The sequence below is a fragment of the Reyranella soli genome (assembly GCF_007992495.1).
GTDB lineage: Bacteria > Pseudomonadota > Alphaproteobacteria > Reyranellales > Reyranellaceae > Reyranella > Reyranella soli.
Genome location: NZ_BKAJ01000073.1, coordinates 1 through 20,023, shown reverse-complemented (window position 1 = coordinate 20,023; position 20,023 = coordinate 1). Strand labels below are relative to the sequence as shown.

Below are 20,023 nucleotides of genomic sequence, written 5' to 3'. Positions count from 1 at the left end.
TCAACACCTCGATGGTGCGCCGGCGCTTTTCATGGCGCGAGGCTCGACGCCGGCATCGATTTGCTTGTCAAACCTTTCACGTTCGACGCGCGACCGCGACCGCGACCGCAAGCCGACACGACGACGGAAGAAGGCATGGACGTCTTCCGGCGCCAGCCCGATGGTAGATGGTCCATCGCCCGGTACGTGGCATTTACCACGCGCGCAAACAAGGTCCTGCGTTAGGCTCCAAGGGCTCGGCGTAGGTGTTGTCAGGGGGATACATTGGCAAGGAAAGTCGAGATCAGCGAGGCCGTCGGTATCCGCAACGGCGTGCGACCCTGCCCCAATCGCCAGAGCGACCTCGAGAAGATCCGCGACCTCTTCGACGCCATCCCCACCGACGCCGGCGGGACACGGGACAGCATCGGCACATGGGCCGCGGTAAGGCAGGTCCTGATCGCGGAGATCGCCGCCCAGATCACGATCTTCCAGGGAGCGCAGCCCGGCCTGACGGTCGACGGCGCGATCGACAAGTCAGGCAGCACGCTGAAGCGCATGAACGCCATAGCCGCAGCGCAAGGCGGCGTCACGATGATCACGGCCACCGTCTCTCACGACGTGGCGCCCTATTCCGAGACCGGCAGCGATATCAGTTTCACGGCGATCGACAGCTTCACCATGCCCGGCAGGGGTCCCCTGAAGATCATCAGGGACAGATGGAGCTATGTTCGCCGCCTTGTCCGGGTCGAGAACTGCTCGATCAAATGGTTCGGCGTGCTGTTCAATGCCCCCGGCGGCACGGCGCAATTCGGCTCGGTGCCGCACATCTACTTCACCCCGCACCCTTCCCAGGGTCACTATTACGATCCTGGCTACGACAGCTTCACCACTTGGCGGAAGCTCTGGCATGACTACACCCAGGCGCCGGGCCGTCAGATCGTCACCGCCGGCAAGGACCAGGTGCTGGTGGTGCCGTTCTACACCAATGCTCAACACCGGGGCGGGCTGGGCGATTTCCTCCAGAACTGGCAGGAAACGGTCTCGACCGTGGTGACCGTGGCCATCGACTCGGTCGACGCGACCGCGTTGCGCGGCCGGTTCGAGTTCAACGAGATCTATTCCTCGAGCTTCTCGGACGGCTGGATTCCCCACCGTCAGTTCCAAACCGAGGGTTCGGGCGTCCAGCAGATGACGACTCGGATCATCGATCTCGACGGTCAGGCCGCGCATCCGCCCTCGCACTGGCGGCCGGCGAAAAGCATCGTGTACCTCGACCAGCCGCCGCCGCGTCAGGGCAATCCCGTGGGCAACCTGTGGTATGTCGGACAGCGCTGGTCGCGACAGATCATGATGGACGACTGGGGCGGCGCCTTCTCTGGTCACGCCGCATGCTCAAGCTATCTGCTCTACCATGGAATGCGCCTGCCCTAGAGACGCAGGGCTTGTCGGCTGGGGCCCTAGTCATCCACTCCCATCCGGCTATCGAGATACCGGCTCCTGACTAGGGGCCGGAGTCGAATAACCCTTCGTATGATCTCGAAACGTTTTGCCCTACTGCTCAGAAGTCTGGAGCAGGCGGTACTACAGGCCGGGGTCCTCTGTCGTCATCAGGTCTCGCACATTGGAGAACGACGGAAATTCGGATTAGAACACTTCGAACGTTGTCGAACCGGTACTGAGCAACTGGCTTCGACCTGGCAGGCCTACCGTCGCATGATCGGCGACACTTGCAGGATCGTCGCTTCCGCTCCGTTGCGATGGGCGACGCCTTCGACCTGAACCTTGGCACGTGCATCGGAAAGCTGGCCGAGCACCGTGGCGCGAGGAACATAGGGCTCCGGCATGTTGGCGCCGTAACCCGCATTGAAGCCGGCATAGTCGCGCCAATCCACAAGAACGTTGTTGGTTCGAATGATCGACTCCGGCGTGAAGCCGGCAACGTCGATCAGGCTGTTGAGCCGCGCCCATGCATTGCGGGTCTGTTGCTCGACATCACCAGGCACGGCTGCGTCTCCCGACAGACCGAGCTGTCCGCCGAGGAACAGCGTATCGCCAGCCAGGACGGCCGGCGCTGCCTTGCCCACCGTCAGTGGCGCAAGCTTGCTGCCAATGCGCTGCCCTCCTCCCGATGTCGCGGTCGATTCGATCGTGAGTCGGAAATCCGGGCTTTCCAGAGGAGCTCCCACGACTGTCCAGGCCGGCGGGGAGTCCCCGAAGAACTGTCGGAACTCGCTCTCCACAAGCGGCAGCTCGCGGGGATCCGCGAGAGTGACGTGGACACTGCAGACATCCCTCGATGTCAGCCCGACGGCTGCGAGCATCTTCTCGAGATTGCGCAGCGCCCCAATCGTCTGGTCGCGGATGGTCGAGGCGACGACTCTTCCCTCGGCATCGATGGGGCACGCTGTTGCATAATGGAAGCCTCCGGCGTCGGAACCCCGTACTCCACTGTCGACCACGGCAACGGCATCGAGCTCCACGGCAGCCTGTGGCAGCGGAAAATCCCATGAACCGACCACCGCATGGGCTGGCTTGATACGGGAGAAATGCCGGCTGTAGGCCTCCTTGTACTTCCCGATGTCGCGCGGGAAGCTGATATAGGACTTGATGCGCACGACATCCGACAACCGTGCGCCCATCAGGTCGAGTTCCACCGCGAGATTCTCGAACATCCGCTCGATCTGCGCGACGGTGTCGATGCGGCCGGCGCTGTCGCCCGCGAGCCGGAGATCCGGAAACACGCCCGCTACCGCCCCGATATGCACCAGGTTGCACACCCTCGAGGCATGCGAGAAATGCGCGATCGGCCGCATCAACCGGTCGGTGAGTATGACCTTCTTGGACATCGATCGACTCAGATGACGAGCTCGGTGGACACCCCGCGAACGTCCATCTCGTAGTCGAGGTCCTGGACCGGCGGGCGGGCAAAGTGCCAGCTCAGGCCGTTGGATGACGCACCCCGGCCGACGATCTCGCGCTCGAGGAAAGGATGGATATCGTACACCGTGTAAAGGTGCGTGCCCGTATTGTCGGCCCAGTTCACGCCGAGGGCCGTCATGCGACGCTCCATTTCGCCCAGCACCCACTTGGCTTTCTCCGCCAGACCTTCGACCGAGCGATCGCCGAGCCGGATCGCATGGTCTCGATAGTTGCCCTTGCCTTCGGGAGCCTCGCCGCTGCCGGCTACGACGAAGCCGCCGGGGCCGCCCGCCGTCTTCGGACGCGTGTAGGAAAAGGCGTAGAGAGTGACGTTGCCGGGCGGCGCGACCTGCGGGCAGACGTTGGTGCGCGCCACCGGATTCACGCCGTCCCGGATCAGGCCCCAGCGCTCGAGCCAGCCGACATATTCCCGATTGAAGGCCGCGAAGCCCGCCTCCGTGAACGGCGCCGGCGACCGAAGCTCGCAGGAGCAAAAGGCAGCCGGCAGACGATTCGCGGCCGCGAGGTGAGCCTCGACGGCCGGAAAGGCCTGCGCCAGGGGAAGTGGCTCACGAAAACGCACGCGAACGATCTCGAAGCCGTCGCCGGCCCTTACACCCGCGGAATACTGGAAGACTCCTGGAATGAATTGATAGTTGCCGGCGTCAAACGAAACCAAGTTTGTCATCCTATCCATCGACTGTCAGGGGTGGTGTTTTCGGCACAGGCATCCAGCTCATGTCGACTGGATGATCTTGATGAGCTCGGCGGCGCCGGGCGTCGCCTTGCCGAAGGCCTCCCATACCGGCTGGCTCGCCTCGACCCACTTAGGCCGGTCCGTGAGCTCGAAGAACTGCATGCCGTTCTTCTTCGCCTCGTCGAGGGCGCCTGCCGCGCGCTCTTCGAAGACCTTGCGTTCATGCACGGCCGCCTCCTGGGCGGTCTCGGAGAGAAGCTTCTGGAAATCGGCCGGCAACGCGTCGAAATACGCCTTCGACATGATCACGGGGCGCGGCTCGACCACGTAGCTGGACCAGGTGAAGAGCTTCACCACTTCATAGAGCCGCGCCGAGGTCACGGTCAGCAGGTCGTTCGCGGTGCCGTCGACCGTGCCCTGCTGAAGCGCGGTATAGATCTCCGGATAGGGAAGCGGCGTCGGCACCGCTCCGAGGGCGCGGAAGCCGTCGATGAGGGCCTTGTTCTGGATGACGCGTATCTTGAGGCCCTTGATGTCCGGCAGGCTGCGCACGGTCGTCCTGCGCGTCTGGAAATGCTGGGCGCCGGCGCTGTAATAGGCCAGGACCTTGAAGCCCTTCGCAGCGGCCTGCTCGGCGAGCTTGGCCCCCAGAGCGCCATCGGCGAGGCTGTACATGTGCTTGAGATCGCGGATGAGGAACGGCAGCTCCACGACGTTATAGGCGGGAACGAAGCCTGCCCACGCACCTGCACCGATGCCGACCTGGATCGAGCCGGCGAGGATGCCCTCGTTGACCGTGCGCTCGTCGCCGAGCTGCGCCGTGTGGAAGACCTGGAAGTCGACATCGCCGCCGGTGCGGCTCTCGACGGCCTTCTTCCAGTACCGCAGCCCGTCCACGTAGGGGAAGGACTCGGCCGTTATCGTCGCCGCCTTGATCGTGATCTTCTTCGGCAGCTTCACGATCGCGGGCTGCGCAAGAGCGCCGCGCGACGCGAGCACCAGGGCGGCCGCGCCCGAGGCGGAACCACTCAGAAACCGACGACGACTTGCATGCAGAATTTTTCGCTCAGTCATTGCTCCATCCTCCAGGGCGGCCTCAGCCAAAGACAAGACGCGGGATTACAAGTGTGAGCCAGGGAAAGATCATCAGGATGACCATCCCGAGAGCGAGCACGATCGTGTAGGGCATCATCGCCTTGAACGTCTGCTCAGCAGTGAGATTGGCGAACGAGCTCGCGATGTAGAGGCCGATGCCGATCGGCGGCAGGAACAGGCCGAGACCGGTGGCCGCGACCACGACGATCGAGTAGTGCAGCGGATCGATGTGGAACTGGGCGGCGATCGGCAGGAAGATCGGCAGGCAGATGATGATCGCAGGCAGCCCTTCCAGCACCGCGGCAAGCACCGTGAGGATCGCGATGCTGAGAATGAAGAAGACCATCGGCGACGAGGAGATATCCAGCATCAGGTGGGCGAGCTGCGCCGGCACCTGCTCGAAGGCGAGGATCCAGGAGAAGCTCGAGGCGGCCCCCACCATGAAGATCACGACGCCGCTGGTCACCGCACTGTCGATGAAGATCTTCGGCAACTGGCTCCAGCGGATCTCCTTGTAGACGAACACCCCGATCACGAACGCATAGGCGACAGCGAGCACCGCCGCTTCGGTCGGGTCGGCCATCCCGCTCAGGATCGCCCCGAACACGATGATGGGCATCATCAGCGGCACGAGCGCAGCCACGAACGCCCGTCCCTTTTCCCGCCAGGTCGCCCGCTTGTCGCCGCCGATGCCGTCGCGGCGCGCCTGGAAGTAGATCAGGAGCATCAAGGCGAGCGCCAGCACGGCCGCCGGCACGAAGCCCGCCAGGAACAACGCGCCCACCGAGAGGCCGGCGATCTGCGCGATGACGACCATGACGAGGCAGGGCGGTATGAGAATGCCCATGGCGGACGACGCCGACACGATCGCCACCGCGCGATCGGGCTTGAAGCCCATCCGTTTCAGGGAGGGGATCATCAGCGAGCCGATGGCCGACACATCGGCGACCGTCGAGCCGGAGATCCCGGAGAAGAAGGCCTCCGCCACGACGACGGCCATGCCCAGCCCGCCGCGAATATGTCCGACCAGGGCGCGCGCGAGGTCGACGAGGCGGGCTGAGATGCCGCCCGTCTCCATCAGGGCGCCGGCCAGGATGAAAAGCGGAATGGCCAGCAGGACGAACGAATCGGCGCCGGCGAATATGCGTTGCGGGACGACCAGCAGCGGCGCCGTGTCGCCGATCATCAGGCCCAGCGTGGCGGCGCCGGCGATGGCGAACGCCACCGGCGTCGTCAGGATCAGCATGATAGCGAAGGCGACGACCATGACCGCTATTGCCATCAGACAGGCCCTTCCAGGTTCTCAGCCGACTGCGCCGGATGGGTGGCGTGCGGATCGTGCGCAGTGCTCTGCAGAGGCGTCGACTTGCCCCGGATGACGTTCCAGAGATGCTCAAGCCCAAAGACGATCATGATGGCGCCGCACACCGGAACGATCGAATAGAGATATCCCATCTTCCATTCCATGGTCGGCGAGGTCTGCGACCAGCTCACCTGGGTGATGGCGATGCCGTAGCGGAGCAGGACGGCCGACACGGCGAGCACGACCAGGATGGCGAAGATCTGGACGGCAACGAGGCCGCGAGGCGACATCCACTTCGTCGCGATGAGAAGGCGGAAGTGCCCCCACTCCTTCACCGCGGCGGCGGCGGCGACGAACGTTATGGCGATCAGCAGGAAGCGTGCCGCCTCCTCCGTCCAGCCAAGGCCGATATTGAAGAAATAGCGCAGGACGACGTTCAGCAGCACGATGAGGACGATCGCCAGCAGCATCACGGCTGCAAGCGCGTGCAGGAATTTCTTGAGCCACTCAGTCAACTTTGAACTCTCTCGTCCCCCGGTTTCCGTCTTCCTTGTGCAAGCAAACAGAATGCCTGGGGCGGTTCTCGACAAGATCAATTTCGACGACAAAGCGTTGCCGTTTCGGCAACGGTCTGCCCCTGTTGTTGCCATGCGATGGCTTGTCTCCTAGCGTTCTGAAAATCAGAAAACGACGGAGACCCATGTCACTGACGGCCCTGCGCTATTTCAACGAGGTCATCCGCGCCGGCTCGATCCGGGAAGCAGCGGATCGCCTTCACATCGCTCCCTCGGCCCTGAGCCGACAGATGCGAAACCTCGAAGTCACGTTCGGATTGCCCCTGTTCGAGCGCCACGCCCGCGGCGTCGTGCCGACCTCCGCCGGCGAGCTGTACGCCCGTTATGCGCGGGCGGCGTTGCTCGACGAGGAACGCATCAATTCCGAGATCGACGATCTCAAGGGCCTGCGGCGGGGCCATGTGCGCATCTGCTCAGTCGAAGGCGTCGTGGCCAACGGGCTCACCCATGCCATAGCCACCTTCCGCAAGCGCTTCCAGGGCGTCAGCATCAGCCTCGAGATCACCGGCACGGAGTCGGTGATCACCGCGGTGCGCGACGGCGATGCCGATATCGGCGTCGCCTTCACCTCCAGCCCCGAGGCCGACATCCATCGCACCATGCGGCTCAAGGATCCGCTGTTCGCCATCATGATCGCGGGCTACCCGGCGGCCAGGCAGCGACGTCTCAGCCTGAGCGACACGCTGCAATATCCCGTCGCCGTGCCGCGCAAGCATTTCGGCATCCGCACACTGCTCGACACGCGTTGCCGCACGGCGCAGCTCACGCTCAATCCGACGCTCGAGACCAACTCGATCGAGGCGCTGCGCGGCTTCGCCCGCTCGGGCTGCGGCATCACCTACCTGCCGCGGCTGACCGTCAAGCGCGAGATCGAGGCCGGCCAGGTCGTGGCCGTTCCCCTAACCGACCGCGAGCTGCAGCAGGCGACGGTCGATGTCTGCGTCCTCAAGGGGCGCACCCTGCCGATGGCCACGGCCGGCTTCCTGAACCACCTGCACGCCACCCTGCCGACGCTGCGTTGACCATGCGCGCCCCGGCGGCAGGCTAGAATGAGGGCGGGGTCGACACCCAGATGACCTCGGCGACCGAGCTGGAGCTGTTGCGCCAGCGGTGGGGCAGCTCGCTGTCGAAGTACAGGCTGTCGCCCTTGGAGAGCTCGTGCCACACCCCGCCAATCTCGACCTCCAGCCGGCCCTTCAGCACGATGACGGCATCCTCGCCGTTGTGGGAGAAGACCGGCCCACTCTCCGCGTGTGGCGGCGCCTTCAGCCACAGCACCGACATGCGGCGGCGCAGGTCGGGAGTCAGCATCTCGTATTCTATGCGCGAATCGGGAAACACGACGCGCTTGCGGCTGTGGCCCCGCACCAGCCCGATGCCGACGCCGCCCTTGCGCGTCTCGGCGCCGAACATCAACGAGCCGGCGGGAATATCGAGCACATCGGCGATGCGCTTCAAGGCGCTGACCGAGGGCGACAGGAGATCGCGCTCGACCTGGCTCAGGAAGCTGATCGACAGCTCGGCCTTGTCCGCCAGGTCCTGCAGCACCATGCGCCGCTCGAGGCGAGCCTTGCGGATGATGCTGCCGAGGCTTCCCTGTCGGACCTTGACGGCCGCCTCCGGCTTGCGCGCCGCGGTTTTCTTCTTCCTCGCTTCCGGCACGTTGCCTTCTCTCGTTCCGACCGACACGCCGTCGCCTCCTAGTTGGGGCGGGCGGGCTGAATGCGGCCAAGGAAGGCCTGCGGGACGGCGTCCCCGGCCGCCAGTTCAGCCGACCGGCCTTCCAGTACCACCCGACCTTCGCGCAGGATATAGGCACGATGGCTCATCGCCAGCGAAACGGCCACGTTCTGTTCGATCAGCAGGATCGCCACACCTTCGCCGTTGATCCGCCGAATGGCGGCATCCACCTCGGCGCGCATGTGCGGCGACAGGCCGATGAAGGGCTCGTCCACCAGCAGCAGGCGCGGCTCGCTCATCAGCCCGCGGGCGATCGCGCACATCTGCTGCTCGCCGCCGGACAACGAGCCCGCCACCTGGCGGGTGCGCTCGCGAAGGCGGGGAAACAGCGCATAGGCCTTGTCGAGGCCGCGGGCGACCTTGTCGCGCGACGCTCCCGGCCCGGCGCCGAGCTGGAGGTTCTCCAGCACCGTCATCTGCGGGAACATCCGGTGCCGTTCCAGCACATGTGACAGGCCGTGACGCGGCAGCTTGTAGGCGGGCAGCTCGTGCAGCGCCACGCCGTCGAAGACGATGGTGCCGCCCAGCCGCGTCACCAGCCGCGAGACCGAATTCATCAGGCTGCTCTTGCCCGAGCCGTTGGGACCGAGCAGCGCCACCACCTCGCCGTCGGCCACGCGGATGGAGACGTCCCACAGCACCTGATGGTCGCCATAACCGGCATCCAGATGGGCGACCTCAAGCATGCGCCGCCTCGCTGGCGCCAAGGTAGGCCTGCACGACCCGGAGGTCGCGCGTCACCTGCTCGGGCGATCCGCTAACGATCACCTCGCCCAGGTGCATCGCAATCAATCGGTCGACCAGCCGGTGGACGGCCTCGAGATTGTGCTCGATCACCATCAGGGTGATGCCCCGGCTGCGCACCGCCTGCAGGAGGTCGATCAGCGCATCGACCGACGGCAGGTCGACGCCGCCGAACGGCTCGTCGAGCAGCAGCATGCGCGGCTGCGTGGCGAGCGCCCGCGCGATCTCCAGCCGCTTGCGCTGGCCCGTGCTCGCCCAGGCCGCCGGCACATCGGCACGATGGGCCAGGCCCACGGTCTCAAGCTGCTCAAGGGCGATGCGGCGGGCCGTGGCGATCCCCGGCACGCGCAACAGAGCCGCCACCATGACATTCTCCAGGAAGGTCATGGTGCCGAACGGCCGCGATGTCTGGAACGTCTTGGCGAGCCCGCATCGGACGAGCGCCTCGGTGGCCAGCCCAGTGACCGGCCGCCCCTCGAATTCGACCGTTCCCGAATCGGTCCTGAGCTGGCCTGCGATCAGGTTGAACAGCGTCGACTTTCCCGCGCCGTTGGGCCCGATGATGCCAAGGATCTCGCCGGCCGCCACGTCCAGTGAGACCGAGTTGACAGCTTGCAGACCGCCGAACGACCGCGACACCTGACGGACCGACAACGTCGCGGCCATGCTCAGTCCTCGACCGAGCGAATCGTGATCTGCTCGCCGCCCTGCCGCCACACGCGATCGCCGATCTCGCGCAGCAGGTCGTACTGGGCGGGATCGATGCGGCCGAACACGTTCACCGGCGCATCGCCGCGCCATTCGCGTACGATCTCGGCGCCGTAGAAGATGCCGATATTCTCGAAGCCCGACCGGTCGTAGGCGTCGGGCCATTCCTGGAAGTAGATCACGTCGCCGATATTGGCGCGGATGCTCTGGTTCTCGCGCGGCGGCTTGTGCTTGAAGTTGACCGGCATGGCGACCTCACGGCCCGACCAGCGCGCCTGGTAGACCATGGTCTCGATGGGCGCCTCGGCCTTGACCGCAGCCGCCGTCTTGGGCGCGGCATCCAACGTCGTCATCCTGAGCGTTCCGCCGCGCTTGAAGGTGATCTCGAACTTCATTGACCCTGTCCTTTCATGGAAGCGCCCGCACGGCGCCTGGAGCCGGCCGACCGGCTCAGCCAACCGATCACGCCGTCCGGTCGATAGACCGCGATGACCATGATCAGGAATCCGTAGATCAGCAGATCGACGTTGCGGCCGCTTCCCGAGAAGGCGACGCGCGAATACTCCGACAGCGGCACCAGGATGGCGGCGCCCAGGATCGGACCGAACAGCGTGCCCGCCCCGCCGAGGATGGCGAACAGCGCCACCAGCACCGACAGATGCAGCCCCAGCACGCTGAACGGGTCGACGAACAGGACGTACTGCGTATGGAAAACGCCGGCAGCCCCCAGGATCGCGGCGCTGATCGCCATGGCGATGGACTTGTAGACCTGAGGCGAGAAACCGAGGCTGCGCAGCGCCTCCTCGTCGTCACGCACGGCGCGCAGCAGGAAGCCCAGCCGCGACTGCCCCATGCGCCAAATGCCGAAGGTCACGACGGCCAGCAGTCCAAGTGCCAGGTAATAGTAAGGAGTCTTGTCGCGATGGAACTGGAAGTTCAGCCAGCCGTCGGGCCGCACCGGCAGCTCGAGGCCGATCGCGGCGCCGACCCAGTCCCACACGGTGAATACCTGGAACATCGATTCGGCCACCACCAGCGTGGCGATGACGAAGTAGTGGCCGCGCAGCCTGAAGCAGGGAATGCCGATGGCAACCGCGTACAAGGTCGGCACCAGGATCGCGAGCGGCAGGCCGAGCCACGGATTAACGCCGAACTTCACCGACAGGACGGCCGAGGTATAGGCGCCGAGGCCGAAATACAGCCCATGGCCGATCGAGATCTGCCCGCCATAGCCGCCTAGCACGTTCCAGCCCTGCCCCATGGTCGCGAACAGCAGGACCAGCGTGGCCATGCGCAGCTCGAAGGGCCGGTCGGCGATGACCAGCGGCAGGAGGAGCAGGATCGCGCCCACGACGACGAGGGCGACGAGAGGTGCGCGCGACGGCGAGCTGGTTGTCTGGATCATGCCTAGCTTCGCCCGAACAGGCCGCGCGGGCGCACCAGCACCACGGCAAGATACAGCAGGTAGACCGGCACGTACTTCAGCTCCGAGCTGACGAAGAAGCCGATCACCACCTGCATCAGGCCGATCAGCACGCCAGCCAGCAGCGCGCCATGGATCGAGCCGAAGCCGCCCAGCGCCACGGCGACATAAGCCAACAGCACGAACACCGCGCCGACGCGCGGGAATATGTAATAGAAGTTGGCCAGCAGGGATGCCGCGACGCCCACGCAGGCCGCGCCGATCCCCCAGGCGAAGGCGTACATCAGCGATCCGTTGATGCCGAGGGTCGCCGCCGCCTGCGCATCCTGCGACGCCGCCCGCAGCTGGCGGCCGACCGACGTGCGGAAGACCAGGAGGTACAGCAGCACCGTCGCCAGCGAGGCGCCGACGACGGCAGCGATATGGGGAACCGGAAGCACGACCCCGTCCAGCTTCACCACGCCCGACAGCCAGCTGTTGCGCACCGCGAAGTAATCGGCACCCATCACGAACTGCGCAGCAGCCTGCAGGAACACCATCAGGCCAAAGGTGGCGAAGATCTGCGACTGCATGCTGCCCTGCAGCACGCGGCGGATCAGCACGTAGTAGACGACCAGCCCGAAGCAGAACATCAAGGCGACGACAAGCGGCAGGCTGAGCACCGGGTCGACGCCCCACGTCACGTACGCAAGGTAGGTCGCGTACATGCCCAGCATGATGAACTCGCCATGGGCGAAGTTCACCACGCCCATGACGCCGTAGATCAGTGTGAGGCCGATCGCGATCAGGGCGAAGATGAAGCCCATGCCCAGGCCGCTCACGAGCAATTGGATGATCAACTGCTCCGACATGGCCTCTCCCGATCGCGCTCCGGCATCGATCCGTCCGTTCTCAGCGCCAGGCCGGCCGCGGCCAGACCAGCTTGGCGACGGCGAAGTCCGCCGGCCAGACCATCTTCGGTGTGCCGTCGAGGGTCTGCACGAAGATGCCGCGTGTCAGGACGTTCTGCCCGGTCTTGTCGAACTTCACGCCCTCCCACGGCATGATCAGCGCGTCGCCCTTGATGTCGGTCGCGGCGAGCGCTTCGCGGATCTTCTCGTGGTCGGTCGACTTGGCGCGGTTGATCGCATCGGCCAAGACCATCATGGCCGTGAAGGCGCGGGCCGGCGTGCCGTCCATGTCCTTGCCGTAGCGGTCGCGATACATCTTGGCGATCTGGCCGACCAGTGGATTGCGATCGGCAAGGTCACGCGACCAGTGCTCGCGCACGAAGAAGTAGTTGGCGTCGGCCCCCAGCGCGTCGCGGAAGGCATTCGAACCGAACGAGGCGCCGATCGCCAGGATGCCCTGCGGGTTGAAGCCGTACTGCTTGTAGGTACGCGCAAACAGGATGGCCTCGGCGTCGTACGAGGCGTGGAACACCGCATCGGGCTTGGCGGCGATCAGCTTCTGCACCTCGCTGGTGACGTCTGCCGTGCCCTGCTGATAGCCGACCACGATCGACTTCTTGAATTCCGCGAACTCGCCGAAATAGCCGTCGACCGACTTGGTGAACTCCTGGCCCCACAGCGTGCTCTCGTGCACGACGGCGATCGACTTGACCGAATTATTGTGCGTCTTGTTGATGTCGCGCAGGAAGGTGAAGAAGTCGCGCGCCTGCGTGCGCGAGCTCGGCGTGGTGCGGAAGAACCAACGATAGCCGCGTTCGGTAAGAGGCGTCGCTTCTGACTCGCCAGACACGTACGGCGTCTGCAGTCGCTCGGCGACCTGGCTGGACGTCGCCGCCACCGAGCTGTGGAAGGCGCCGACCAGTGCCGCGACCTTGCGCTGCACGATCAGCCGCTCGGCTTCGGCCGCTCCGGTTTCAGGCGAGCCCTGATGATCGGCCGCGATCAGCTCGATCGGCGCGCCGCCCAGGCCGGGCAGGCCCTCGTCGGCTGCCAGCGGCATCTTCAAGTCGGGATACTTCTTGTTGATGATATCGACGGCGAGACGGATGCCGTTCAGCGTGTCCTCGCCGGACTTCGCGACCTGACCGGACAACGGATAGAGCGCGCCGACCTTGACCGGTTCGGCGGCGAATGCCTGCCTCCCGGCTAACGGCAGCATGGCCCCTGCTACGACTAGACGACGTCGCGTGACTGACATGACGACTCCCCTTTCCTCACTGTTAGCCCATGTAGATCCCACCATTGACGTTGAGCGTGTGGCCGGTGACGAACGACGCCCCCTCGCCGGCCAGGTACATCACCGCCCGCGACACCTCGCCTACATGCCCAAATCGTGCCAGCGGCGTCATCGCCTTCAGGCGCTGACGCAGCTCCTCCGGCCAGCCCGCCGTCATGTCGGTCTCGATGTCCGCCGGCGCCACGCAATTGACGCGGATGTGCGACGCCGCGAAGTGCCGGGCGAGCGACTTAGTCAGCCCGATCATCCCTGCCTTTGACGCCACGTAGGCCGGTCCTGTCGCGGCGCCACCGATCTGGCCCGCAACCGATGCGATGTTGACGATGTTGCCGCCGCCGCGCGCCCGCATGGAGACGGCAGCCTCACGGGCACAGAAGAAGGCCGCGCGCAGGTTGACGGCGACGATGCGGTCCCACTCCTCCGGCTCCAGCGCCCAGAGATCGTTGCTGCCAACGAGCCCGGCGTTGCACACCAGCACGTCGATGCCGCCGCAGGCGGCAACGACCTCGTCCACCAGTCGGCGCGGCGCTGCGGCATCGGCGAGCTCGGCGACAAAGCCGTGCAGCCTGTCCGCCACGCCCGGCGAGCTGCTCAGCCGGCGTCGTCCCTCCTCGACCGTCTCTGACGCCTTGCCGGCAAACGCCACGATCGCTCCCGCCGCCGCGAAAGCGCGCACCAGTTCCAAACCGATGCCACGCGTGCCGCCTGTCACGAGGACGACTTTCCCGGCGAAGTCGGCCATCGTTCAGGCCTTCGTCACCGGATTGTCGAGCACGCCGACATGCTCGACTTCGATGCGCAGCCGGTCGCCGGCCTTGAGGAAGATCTTGCGGAAGCCGCCGACGCCGACCGGTGTGCCGGTGGACAGTATGTCGCCCGGCCGCAACGTCACGCGCGCCGACAGGAACGCGATGAGCTCCCAGATGGAGAACACCATCATCGAGGTCTCGCCGTCCTGCATGCGCTGGCCGTTGAGATCGGTGGTGAGCCTGAGCTTGTGCGGGTCGGCGCCCGCCGTGCGGCTGGCGACGCCCGGCCCGACCGGCGTGCTCTTGTCCAGCGCCTTGCTCGACAGCCAGTCGACGATGCGGTTCTTGCCCAGCATCACCCATTGCAGGTCGCGCGCCGTCACGTCGTTGACCACGGTGAGGCCGGCCACATAGCGCGGTGCGTCCTCCTTGCTGACGCGGCAGGCTTCGCGGCCGATCATGACGGCAAGCTCACCTTCATAGTCCATCTCCGACGAGATCGGCGGCAGCTGGATCGGATCGTGCGGCCCGACCAGCGCGGTCGTCGGCTTCATGAAGATCACCGGGCTCGCCGGCACGTCGAGGCCGGCTTCTTCTGCGTGCTTCTTGTAGTTGGCACCGACCAGATAGACCGAGGCGCCGTCATCGACTGGCGGGCCGAGATGGACGCTCGCCGCCGCATGGCTCTCCGCGCCAGAAAGGTCGAGGGCCTTGGCGTCCCAGCCGTCGGGGTGGGCTGCAACGAAGCGTGCGACCGTCGGATAGCGCGCACTGATGTCGTGCACGCGGTCGCCGACCAGCAGGCCGGTGCGAAGCGGCGATGTCTTGTCCTTGGAAAAACGTACGAGCATTGTCGATCCCTATTCTGCAGCAGCCGCGGCCGGCCAATCGTCGATGCGGAAGTACGGCCTCGGCGCGCCGTCGAGCGCCACCTGCACGTCGACCAGGCTGCCGCAGTTGCTGCAGCAGAGCTGGCGTAGGTGGAAGCGACCGACATCGTAGTCCTCGCCGCGAACCGGCCCTGCCGTGCGCAGCGCCGCCTTCACCTCCCGCAGGTGCTTCAGAAGGTTGTCCTGCGGCCGGCAATGGACATGGCCGCAGTCGCCGCACCTCACGGTGCCCTTGTCGAAGTCGATCGCGAGCGTCTCGGCGATGGACCGCCGCCCCGATCCGGCGAAACTCATGACGACGTCGCCGACGTCCGGCGCGACGGCCTGCTTCAACCTGGCCTGCCGCAACTCGGCGCGACGCACCTCGGTGGCCTTCTCGTCGCAGCTCCCCTCGCCATCGAGGACCACGCCGTAGATATCCGCCGCGGCGACGGCCGAGACGGCCTTGCGCCTCACGTCCATCGCCACGCGCTCGGGGTCCCGGCGCAGCGGATCGCCGTAGCCGCCGCCGGCCTGCCAGCTGTGGTACCAGACGTCGCCCAGATCCATCGACGAGCGCGTGTGCTTGGGCGGCAGGATTTCCAGCCTGCCTTGGATCCCCTCCAGCGCGTCGGGCAGCGGGGCGCCGTCGCGCATGCGCGCCGCGATGTCCGTGCCGATAACGCGCGCAATGCGGATCGCCGCACCCGGCATGCCGCCGCCGATGCCAATGGCGTTGGGCATTTCGGCGCCGGTGCCGGCGAACAGGCCGTCGAGGCGATTGTCCGGCGCCTTGTGCACCGTGTAGGCGAGCTCGGCCGAGCGTCCGCCGCGATAACGGCCGGGGCCACCAGAATCCCGCAGGTGCCGGCGGAAGAGATAGAGGACCGGGTATTCCGATTCCTGGTCCTCGATGTTGGGCATGTTGGGCGTCGTGTTGAACACGATGCCCGCCGTATCGACGCCATCGTCGTAGGTGCGGGCGCCGCCGCCGCCGCCGAAGTGGCTCATCTCGGTGGCGGCGAAGGGGAAGCCGTGCTGGCTGGTGCCGGCGAAGATGGGCGCCATCGACGTGCCCGACCACACCGCCATCGACTGCTCGCGATAGCGCTCGTCGGCCATCAGCATCTGCGACAGGCAACGCCACGACGCGTCGATCGTGACGATGACCGCCGAGATGGTGGCCATGGCGCACGGCGCCGGATAGGCACAGTTGTTGACCGTGCCGGCCTTGGTGACGAGCTCGATGCAGTCCCGCACGCCGCGGTTCCACGGGATGTCCCAGCACAGGTTGATGTAGACCGCCGACAACACCGCCGCCTGCAGCCCCGAATAGGTCGAGTTGATGAGGCCGCGGGCGTTGGGGCTGGTGCCTTCGAAGTCGAAGGTCAATGCCTCGCCCTTCTTCGTCATGGTGCAGACGATCTGGTAGATCTTGGTCTCGTGGCCGTCATGGTCGATGTACTGCACGTCGCGCCACACGCCGTCGGGCAGCTCGCTGAGCCGCTTCCTGAGCTTCTCGCGGGCATGGTCGATCGACTGGGCCATGACCGCCTTCACCGTCTCGACGCCCCAGCTCTCGATCAGCTCGATGATGCGGCGGCGGCCCGTGTTGAGGGCGGCGACCTGCCCCTTCACGTCGAGGCCGACCAGCGGATCGCGCACCTGGTTCATGATCCAGCGCAGCACGTCCTCGCGCATGGTCCCGCGGTCGACCAGCTTGACCGGCGGCATGCGCAGGCCCTCCTGGTGCACGTCGACCACCTTGATGGAGAAGCCGCCGGGATCCATGCCGCCGGTGTCGAGCTGGTGGCCCGAGGCGCCGATCCAGCCGATCAGCTCGTCCTTCCAGTAGATGGGGGCCACGGTGGCGAAGTCCGGATGATGGATGGCCCCGAGATAGGGATCGTTGCAGATGAAGATGTCGCCGTCGTTGATGCCGACGTCGGCGCTGAGCCGCTTGGTGCTGTCGACGATCAGGGGCAGCACGTTGCCCTGGGTCACGATGTACGGCCCGACCGACACCAGCGCGCCATCCGGCTGCATGATGGCGGTCGCCGCATCGTTGCCGGTGATCAGCACGTTGGAGCCGGAGCACCGCATGTACTGGATGCCCATCTCCTCGGTGATGCTGAGCAGGCGATGGTTCAGGACCTCGAAGGTGACCGGATCGATCCGCGAATTACTGGCGGCCATCGCGGCCTCCCTTGTCGTTGCTGGCGATGGTGATGTGGGTGTGGCGGAAGGCGTCGATGCTGGCGCTCTGGCCTGCCAGGATCACGATCGTCGTGCCGGGATGCTCGATGACCGCGGGGCCCGCGATCTCCGTGCCGGGCGGCAGGCTCGGCCCGTCATAGATCGGTGTCGGCACCATGGCCTGCCGCAGCGGACAATAGGCGTCGCGCGTCGATGACGGGGCGACGGCACCGCCGCGAGGCGCCTCCTTCCACGGCGCCTTGTCGACCACGCCGACCGCGTCGACGCCGTAGTTGACGAGCTCGATCCCGGCATCGGCCATGCCCGAGCCCGGCCCGAACAGACGCTCGTACTCGCGCTCGAAGGCTCGGGCCAGCGGCGCCAGCGTCGCCTCGTCGATGACGGCGGGCGCCGGAATGCGCAGCTGGTGGACTTGGCGGCGATAGCGCGCCTCGACCCAGCGGTTGTAGCGCCGGTTGGCCGGCGGCACGTCGGCGCGCTCCAAGGCCTCCGTGCCCTTAGCCTCCATGTCCTTGAAGATCTTCTCAATGCGCGCCGCATCGTTGGGCAGCACGATGGGCTCGGAGAACTGTAGGCTGAAGCGGATGTCCGACAGCGCCGCGCCATAGGCGGAATGCACGGTCGCGAAATACGGCACCAGCAGCTTGGTGGCGCCGGCTTCGGCCGCGTAGGAGGCGGCATGCACCGGCCCCGCCCCGCCATAGGCCATCATCACGAAGTCGCGCGGATCGTAGCCGCGCTCGAGCGTGCACTTGCGGATCAGGTCGGCCATCTGGCTATCGACTACCTTGCGGATGCCCGCCGCCGCCGCGATCAGGTCGCCGCCGAACAGCGGATCGGCGATGCGGGTGCGGATGGCGTCCATCGCACGGTCGCGATGCAGCTTCATGCGGCCGCCGAGGAAATTGTCGGGGGCGATGTAGCCCAGCACCACGTCAGCATCGGTCACGGTCGGCTCGGTGCCGCCCAGCCCGTAGCAGGCAGGCCCCGGATCGGCCGACGCGCTCTTGGGGCCGATGCGCAGGCGCTGGCCGTCGACCCAGGCGATCGAGCCGCCGCCGGCGCCGATCGAGGCGAGGTCGATCATGGGCAGGCGGAGCTGGTACTGGTTGAGGACTGTCTGCGTGCTGTAGCTCCACGCCCCGCTCTCGACGATGGCGACCTTGAAGGTCGTGCCGCCCACGTCTGTGGCGATGACGTTGCGATGGCCGAGCCGCTCCGCCATGTGCGCCGTGCCGACGACTCCGGCCGCGGGGCCGGACTCGATCGTGTAGATCGGCACGGTCTGCGCCACGGTCGCCAACCCGCCATTCGCCTGCACAATGAGCAGCTTCTGCTTGAGCCCCTTGTCCGCCAGCGTCCGCTCGAGACGCGACAGATAGCTGTCGATCACCGGCCCGACATAGGCGTTGAACAGCGCCGTCGCGCTGCGCTCGTACTCGCCCATGACCGGCGCCACGTCGGCGGAGACCGAAACGTAGAGCTGCGGCGCCTCGCGCCGAATGATCTCCGCGGTGCGCCGTTCATGCCCCGGGTTCTGGTGGGAAAAGAGATAGGCGACGGCAACCGCCTCATAGGCCCGCTCCACCAGGAGCCGCGCCACGCGGGCCACCTCGGCCTCGTCCAGCGGCGTCACGACCTCGCCCTCGGCGTCGACCCGCTCGGGAATCTCGAAGATGTCGCGCTCGTCGACCAGCAGGCGCGGCTTGGCGGTGGCCCGGTAATGATGGCGCTCGAAGACGCTGAGCCCCGCCACTCGGCCGGTGGCGCGCATGATGGTCAGCGTGTCGCCGAAGCCGCGCGTTGTCAGCACGGCCGTCCGCGCCCCGCTAAAGGCGAACACCGCGTTGCTGGACTGGGTCGTGGCGTGGACCATGCGCTCGGTCTGGCCGAGCAGCGCCGGCACGCTGGTCGACAGGTTCGCCGCGGCATCGGCGAGCCCGTTGAGGACGCCCTGCTGCAGGTCGCCCGGCGTGGTCAGCGCCTTGCCCATGGCGGTATCGCCGCTGCGATTGTCGATCGCGATCACGTCCGTGAAGGTGCCGCCGATATCGACCGCTATCGTGTACACGTCGTCTGGTCTCCGCTGGCGTTCAGTTTTTCACTTTTTTCAGTGAAACACTGAAACAGACCTCCGTCAACAACTGCCCACCCTGCCACGCGGGGCATTTCAGGCCCGCCGCCACTTGCGCAAGGTGGCGCCATGCATTCGGAGGCGGTCACGACGAAATTCGTAGAAAACGACCAGCATTCTTACAAGAAGCAATAATTGGCCACTGCGTGCTGATTCGAGCAACGGTTGGGCATGCAAAGGTTTAAACACTGTTATTGATCGAGGGGCTTTCTCGGCGCTGCTTCAATCTTCATCGCGACGCATGGCATGCGTTTGGAACATGGGAAGACACGCGTATTTCGTCGCTAGGGCCGTCAAATTCCGCTGTTGTGCCCGCTTTCCATGGGTTATCCGAACTTGACGAGCGATCGCCGCCCAGCCTGGAGCCGATGACGAACGGCGCCTTTAGACGATTACTAGACGGTCCGCGGTCACTGTGACCGATGCGCGTAGCTTGTTTTACGTCAACGCACGACCGGTCACGTTGAGCGGTCCGTCAGAGACTGCCCCCGAGCGGACACGGATGAGACGGCCAGCCGAGCACCTCTGCGATCACTTGAAAACACGCTTCGATAGGCCACTTCGCCTCGCGCGCGACTCAGATGCACTGGATCAGCCACTCCCGCTGGGAGCCTGCTCAGCGAGCTAGTAGCTCTGCACAGTGATCATGACGGGTTGCCGCGGGGCCGATGAGATTGCGAG

Annotated in this window: 18 protein-coding genes; 2 read left to right on the top strand and 16 right to left on the bottom strand. The window is 65.9% G+C overall.

From position 1 onward, the window contains the following. The first annotated feature begins 264 nt into the window (after positions 1–264). Positions 265–1,413: a hypothetical protein gene (locus tag RSO01_RS20710; RefSeq protein ID WP_147151357.1), complete on the top strand. Its 1,149-nt coding sequence runs from the start codon at positions 265–267 to the stop codon at positions 1,411–1,413. Between the two features lie 272 nt (positions 1,414–1,685). On the opposite strand, the gene RSO01_RS20705 is transcribed toward RSO01_RS20710, so the two are convergent. Genes RSO01_RS20705 through RSO01_RS20685 form a run of 5 tightly spaced genes read right to left on the bottom strand, consistent with a single transcriptional unit; the run spans position 1,686 to position 6,511 of the window. Next, a complete protein-coding gene (locus tag RSO01_RS20705; protein ID WP_147151356.1) occupies positions 1,686–2,828 on the bottom strand; it encodes a RidA family protein in 1,143 nt (380 codons plus the stop codon). Between the two features lie 8 nt (positions 2,829–2,836). After that, entirely contained in the window at positions 2,837–3,589 is a 753-nt protein-coding gene (gene cnbZ / locus RSO01_RS20700) for a 2-amino-5-chloromuconate deaminase CnbZ (RefSeq protein ID WP_147151355.1), read from the bottom strand. A gap of 48 nt (positions 3,590–3,637) precedes the next feature. Next, positions 3,638–4,672, bottom strand: coding sequence for a TRAP transporter substrate-binding protein (locus RSO01_RS20695; RefSeq protein WP_147151354.1), 1,035 nt, complete (start codon positions 4,670–4,672; stop codon positions 3,638–3,640). A gap of 22 nt (positions 4,673–4,694) precedes the next feature. After that, positions 4,695–5,975: a TRAP transporter large permease gene (locus tag RSO01_RS20690; protein WP_147151353.1), complete on the bottom strand. Its 1,281-nt coding sequence runs from the start codon at positions 5,973–5,975 to the stop codon at positions 4,695–4,697. After that, the gene (locus RSO01_RS20685) at positions 5,975–6,511 is read right to left on the bottom strand and encodes a TRAP transporter small permease (RefSeq protein ID WP_170303227.1); all 537 of its coding nucleotides are present in this window, start codon (positions 6,509–6,511) and stop codon (positions 5,975–5,977) included. The genes RSO01_RS20690 and RSO01_RS20685 overlap by 1 nt, the downstream gene beginning before the upstream one ends. A 185-nt stretch (positions 6,512–6,696) precedes the next feature. Between RSO01_RS20685 and RSO01_RS20680 the strand changes: the two genes are divergently transcribed. Then, positions 6,697–7,593, top strand: a complete 897-nt coding sequence (locus RSO01_RS20680; RefSeq protein ID WP_147151351.1) for a LysR family transcriptional regulator — start codon at positions 6,697–6,699, stop codon at positions 7,591–7,593. Positions 7,594–7,615: 22 nt separating this feature from the next. Here the strand turns inward: RSO01_RS20680 and RSO01_RS20675 are convergent, their stop codons facing one another. The 11 genes from RSO01_RS20675 to RSO01_RS20625 all read right to left on the bottom strand — a co-directional run bounded on the left by RSO01_RS20675 (position 7,616) and on the right by RSO01_RS20625 (position 19,279). Further along, entirely contained in the window at positions 7,616–8,260 is a 645-nt protein-coding gene (locus RSO01_RS20675) for a helix-turn-helix domain-containing protein (protein WP_147151350.1), read from the bottom strand. Positions 8,261–8,271: 11 nt separating this feature from the next. Then, entirely contained in the window at positions 8,272–8,997 is a 726-nt protein-coding gene (locus tag RSO01_RS20670) for an ABC transporter ATP-binding protein (protein ID WP_147151349.1), read from the bottom strand. Then, positions 8,990–9,721, bottom strand: coding sequence for an ABC transporter ATP-binding protein (locus tag RSO01_RS20665; protein WP_147151348.1), 732 nt, complete (start codon positions 9,719–9,721; stop codon positions 8,990–8,992). Before RSO01_RS20665 ends, RSO01_RS20670 begins: the two co-directional genes overlap by 8 nt. A 2-nt stretch (positions 9,722–9,723) precedes the next feature. Further along, on the bottom strand, positions 9,724–10,158 hold the full coding sequence (locus RSO01_RS20660) for a DUF3830 family protein (protein ID WP_147151347.1): 435 nt from the start codon (positions 10,156–10,158) through the stop codon (positions 9,724–9,726). Further along, positions 10,155–11,168, bottom strand: a complete 1,014-nt coding sequence (locus RSO01_RS20655; protein WP_147151346.1) for a branched-chain amino acid ABC transporter permease — start codon at positions 11,166–11,168, stop codon at positions 10,155–10,157. Before RSO01_RS20655 ends, RSO01_RS20660 begins: the two co-directional genes overlap by 4 nt. 2 nt (positions 11,169–11,170) lie before the next feature. Continuing rightward, positions 11,171–12,037: a branched-chain amino acid ABC transporter permease gene (locus RSO01_RS20650; protein ID WP_147151345.1), complete on the bottom strand. Its 867-nt coding sequence runs from the start codon at positions 12,035–12,037 to the stop codon at positions 11,171–11,173. A gap of 40 nt (positions 12,038–12,077) precedes the next feature. After that, a complete protein-coding gene (locus RSO01_RS20645) occupies positions 12,078–13,295 on the bottom strand; it encodes an ABC transporter substrate-binding protein (protein WP_170303226.1) in 1,218 nt (405 codons plus the stop codon). Between the two features lie 61 nt (positions 13,296–13,356). Next, positions 13,357–14,115 (bottom strand): SDR family NAD(P)-dependent oxidoreductase, encoded by a 759-nt coding sequence (locus RSO01_RS20640; RefSeq protein WP_147151343.1) that lies wholly within the window; start codon positions 14,113–14,115, stop codon positions 13,357–13,359. A gap of 3 nt (positions 14,116–14,118) precedes the next feature. After that, complete coding sequence (locus RSO01_RS20635) at positions 14,119–14,973, bottom strand: fumarylacetoacetate hydrolase family protein (RefSeq protein ID WP_147151342.1); 855 nt, start codon at positions 14,971–14,973, stop codon at positions 14,119–14,121. A 9-nt stretch (positions 14,974–14,982) separates the two neighbouring features. Beyond that, positions 14,983–17,187, bottom strand: a complete 2,205-nt coding sequence (locus tag RSO01_RS20630; RefSeq protein WP_147151341.1) for a hydantoinase B/oxoprolinase family protein — start codon at positions 17,185–17,187, stop codon at positions 14,983–14,985. Next, entirely contained in the window at positions 17,174–19,279 is a 2,106-nt protein-coding gene (locus tag RSO01_RS20625) for a hydantoinase/oxoprolinase family protein (protein ID WP_147151340.1), read from the bottom strand. The genes RSO01_RS20630 and RSO01_RS20625 overlap by 14 nt, the downstream gene beginning before the upstream one ends. Positions 19,280–20,023: the final 744 nt, after the last annotated feature.